Source organism: Arthrobacter sp. B0316-1-20 (genome assembly GCF_059091865.1).
Window position 1 is genome coordinate 1 of the sequence record NZ_JBNHHC010000205.1, and the last position, 3,113, is coordinate 3,113.

Genomic DNA, 3,113 nt, shown 5'->3' on the forward strand with positions numbered 1-3,113 from the left:
CGCAGGGCTGCGTTGAGGCGGGCGACGTCGGCCCGGGACCGGCGCCGCCCGAGGAAAAGTCCCGCTATGGCCGCTGCGGCGGCGCCGGCAACCATGGGAATCAGCCAGCTGAGCCAGAAGATCCGCGGCTGGGAGGCCAGGCCGGACATCACCAGGATGATCCACAGCAGCACGGCAGCCGCGACGGCGATACCCGGCACCAGCAGCACCCCATAGCTGCGGTGGTGCCGGTCCAGGCCCCACCAGAGGAAGCCCGCTGCCGCCGCCACCGCTGCGACCAGCGTCAGTTCAAGCATGTCCGGCCGGACCTCTGCTCCCGCTAGAGGGCGCCGAAGCCCACGCGGCGGGCCTCTTCGGCGCCGATCTCGACGTAGCCAAGAACGTTGGACGGGACGATGACCATGCGGCCCTTGGAGTCCTTCAGGCGGAGTTCGGCGCCGCCGTTCATGGCCTTGGAGACGATCTCGGCGACGTCCTCCGGAGCCTCCTCCGACTCGAAGACGATTTCCCGGCCCACGTTCTGAATGCCGATCTTGATTTCCACCCTTGGTGCCTCCTGTGTTGTGAACTGTCGTCCCGACGAAATCTACTCTAAGTCTCTTTCGGGAAACGACTGATTCCGCGCCAAGCTAAACGGTAGATGAGGTCGCTGGCAACCCCCAGGTCAAGATCCCCGTCCTTCTCAAGCCAGAACCGGGCGCTGACCTGAGCCATTCCCAGCAGGCCGCGGCCCAGCAGCGTGGCCTCCGGCTGGGTCATGCTGGTGTCCTCGGCAATGACCCGGGCAATGGCATCGGTGTAGGCGAGATTGAAGGCCTCCAGCCGCTCGCTGACCTCCGGATCGTTGTTCAGATCGGATTCGAAGATCAGCCGGTGGGCCTGGCTGTCCTGGGCGACGAACTCGAAGTAGGCGCGCATCGTGGCGCGGACTCTTTCCTTGTTGTCCGTCGTGGAATTGAGGGCATCCGTGAGCAGCCCGGTCAGCTGGGCCAGGTGGCTGTCCAGCAGGGCCAGGTACAGTTCCCGCTTGCCGGGGAAGTGCTGGTAGAGAACTGGCTTGCTGACCTTGGCAGTCTCGGCGATTTCGTCCATGGCGGCTCCGTGGTAGCCGTTGGCGACGAAGACCTGGCGGGCTGCCTGCAGCAGCTGCCGGCGCCGTTCCTCCCGGGGGAGCCGAGTTGCCTTGCCGTTGGGCCGGGCTTCTGTAGTCACGATGACTTGCCTTTCACGGAACGTGCCGGATGCCGGCGCTTTGATTCAGTTTACCCGGGGGTAATAACGGCCGCGTATGCTGCAGTTTCCCCTGTGCCATGCCGGGGCATAGATTGAAGGAATGAGCAGTAACGAACCCCTGAGCCTTCCGCCCCTGGTGGAGCCGGCCGACGGCCTCACCAAGGAAGAGACGCAACGCTATTCCCGGCACCTGATCATTCCCGAGTTCGGCATGGCGGCCCAGCAACGGCTCAAGAACGCCAAGGTGCTGGTCATGGGCGCAGGCGGTCTCGGGTCTCCCGCCCTGCTGTACCTGGCCGCTGCCGGGGTGGGCACGATCGGGATCGTGGACGACGACGTCGTGGATACCTCCAACCTGCAGCGCCAGGTCATCCACGGGGTATCGGACGTGGGCCGGGCCAAAGCCGAGTCGGCGCGGGACTCGATCCTTGAGCTCAACCCGCTGGTCTCCGTGCAGCTGCACCAGGTGCATCTGGACTCCTCCAATGCGCTGGAGATCTTCGCCGGCTACGACCTGATCCTCGACGGCACGGACAACTTCGCCACCCGCTACCTGGTCAATGACGCCGCCGCCATCCTGGGCAAGCCGTACGTCTGGGGTTCCATCCTGCGCTTCGACGGCCAGGTCAGTGTCTTCTGGGAAAAGCATGGTCCCACCTACCGCGACCTTTATCCGGAGGCCCCTCCCGCGGGCTCGGTCCCGTCCTGCGCAGAGGGCGGGGTCCTGGGCGTGCTGTGCGCGCAGATCGGCTCCGTGATGGTCAATGAGGCCATCAAGCTGATCACCGGCACTGGCCGCACCCTGCTGGGCCGGGTGCTCATCTTCAACGCGCTGGACATGAGCTGGCGCGAGATCCGGGTGCGCAAGGATCCTCAGGCGCAGCCCATCACCGAACTGGTGGACTACCAGGCGTTCTGCGGCCTGCCCGCGGCCGGAACCGCACGCGAGCTTCCCGCGGTCACGGTGGCGCGGCTGCAGGAGCTGCTGGCCGAACGGGAGCGCGGGGAACGGGATTTCGAGCTCATCGACGTGCGCGAACCGGGCGAACACCAGATTGTCAGTATTCCCGGCGCGGTGCTGGTGCCCAAGGGTAGAATCCTTGCCGGTGAGCGGGAACTGCCGCGGGGCAAGGAGCTGTACATCCACTGCAAGTCGGGGGTGCGCTCCTCGGAAGTGGCGTCCTATCTGCTGGACCACGGTTACGAATCGGTCTTCAACGTCTCCGGCGGGATCACGGACTGGGTCCGGCAGATCGAACCGGCCAAGCCGCTGTACTGAGCAGGTCGCAGTGCTGGGCCAGTCGCTGTACTGGGCAGGTTCAGGCGCCCTTGGCTGCGTCGGCCAGGGCAGCGTGGTCCACCGGGCAGGCTGCAGACGCGGTTTCCGCTGTGGACGCTGTATCGGCAGCGGTCTTTGCCGCAGCGGACCGCTCCTCTACCGTGATGCCGTAGAGCGCTTCCAGACCGGCGATATACGCGGCCTGCTGGCCGTTGGCGGCCAGTTCCCGCGCCCGGACGGTGGGAATGTGGAGCAACTGCTTGACCATCCGCCGCAGCGCGAATTCGACTTCCTCCGCGGGCCCGGTGCAGCCATGCTGGGCGCGGACGCGCTCCAGTTCGGCGTCGAGCACGGAAAGCGTGTGCTGGCGCAGCGCGACAATGGCGGAGTCCACGCTGCGTGCCTGCTGCTGTTCGGCGAAGGTCCGGGCAGCCTTGTCGACGATCTTGCTGGCCTGACGCAGGGATTCGGACTGCTCTTCCGGAGCGGCCAGGCGGACGGATTCCAGGGTGATGAGCTCGACGCCGGCCAGTTCGCCGACGGCGGGGTCGAAGTCGTGGGTCAGGGCCAGGTCAATGACGATCAGCGGCTTGCCGGCGCC

5 protein-coding genes are annotated in these 3,113 nt (G+C 66.1%); 1 reads left to right on the forward strand and 4 read right to left on the reverse strand.

Annotation, left to right across the window (positions count from 1 at the left end; genetic code table 11):
- From AC5RW2_RS41880 to AC5RW2_RS41890, 3 genes are all read right to left on the reverse strand, one after another.
- Positions 1 to 296 (reverse strand): hypothetical protein (locus AC5RW2_RS41880; RefSeq protein WP_494075341.1); only part of this gene is annotated, 296 nt, incomplete at its 3' end.
- Between the two features lie 23 nt (positions 297 to 319).
- Positions 320 to 544 carry a DUF3107 domain-containing protein gene (locus tag AC5RW2_RS41885; protein WP_494028022.1) on the reverse strand — a complete coding sequence of 75 codons (225 nt, stop codon included), beginning with the start codon at positions 542 to 544 and terminating at the stop codon, positions 320 to 322.
- Between the two features lie 47 nt (positions 545 to 591).
- Complete coding sequence (locus AC5RW2_RS41890) at positions 592 to 1,212, reverse strand: TetR/AcrR family transcriptional regulator (RefSeq protein ID WP_494028021.1); 621 nt, start codon at positions 1,210 to 1,212, stop codon at positions 592 to 594.
- A gap of 121 nt (positions 1,213 to 1,333) precedes the next feature.
- Between AC5RW2_RS41890 and moeB the strand changes: the two genes are divergently transcribed.
- Entirely contained in the window at positions 1,334 to 2,512 is a 1,179-nt protein-coding gene (gene moeB / locus AC5RW2_RS41895) for a molybdopterin-synthase adenylyltransferase MoeB (RefSeq protein ID WP_494028020.1), read from the forward strand.
- 40 nt (positions 2,513 to 2,552) lie between these two features.
- Here moeB and AC5RW2_RS41900 read toward each other — a convergent pair.
- Positions 2,553 to 3,113: glutamyl-tRNA reductase (locus AC5RW2_RS41900; protein WP_494075342.1), on the reverse strand; the 561-nt coding region annotated here is incomplete at its 5' end.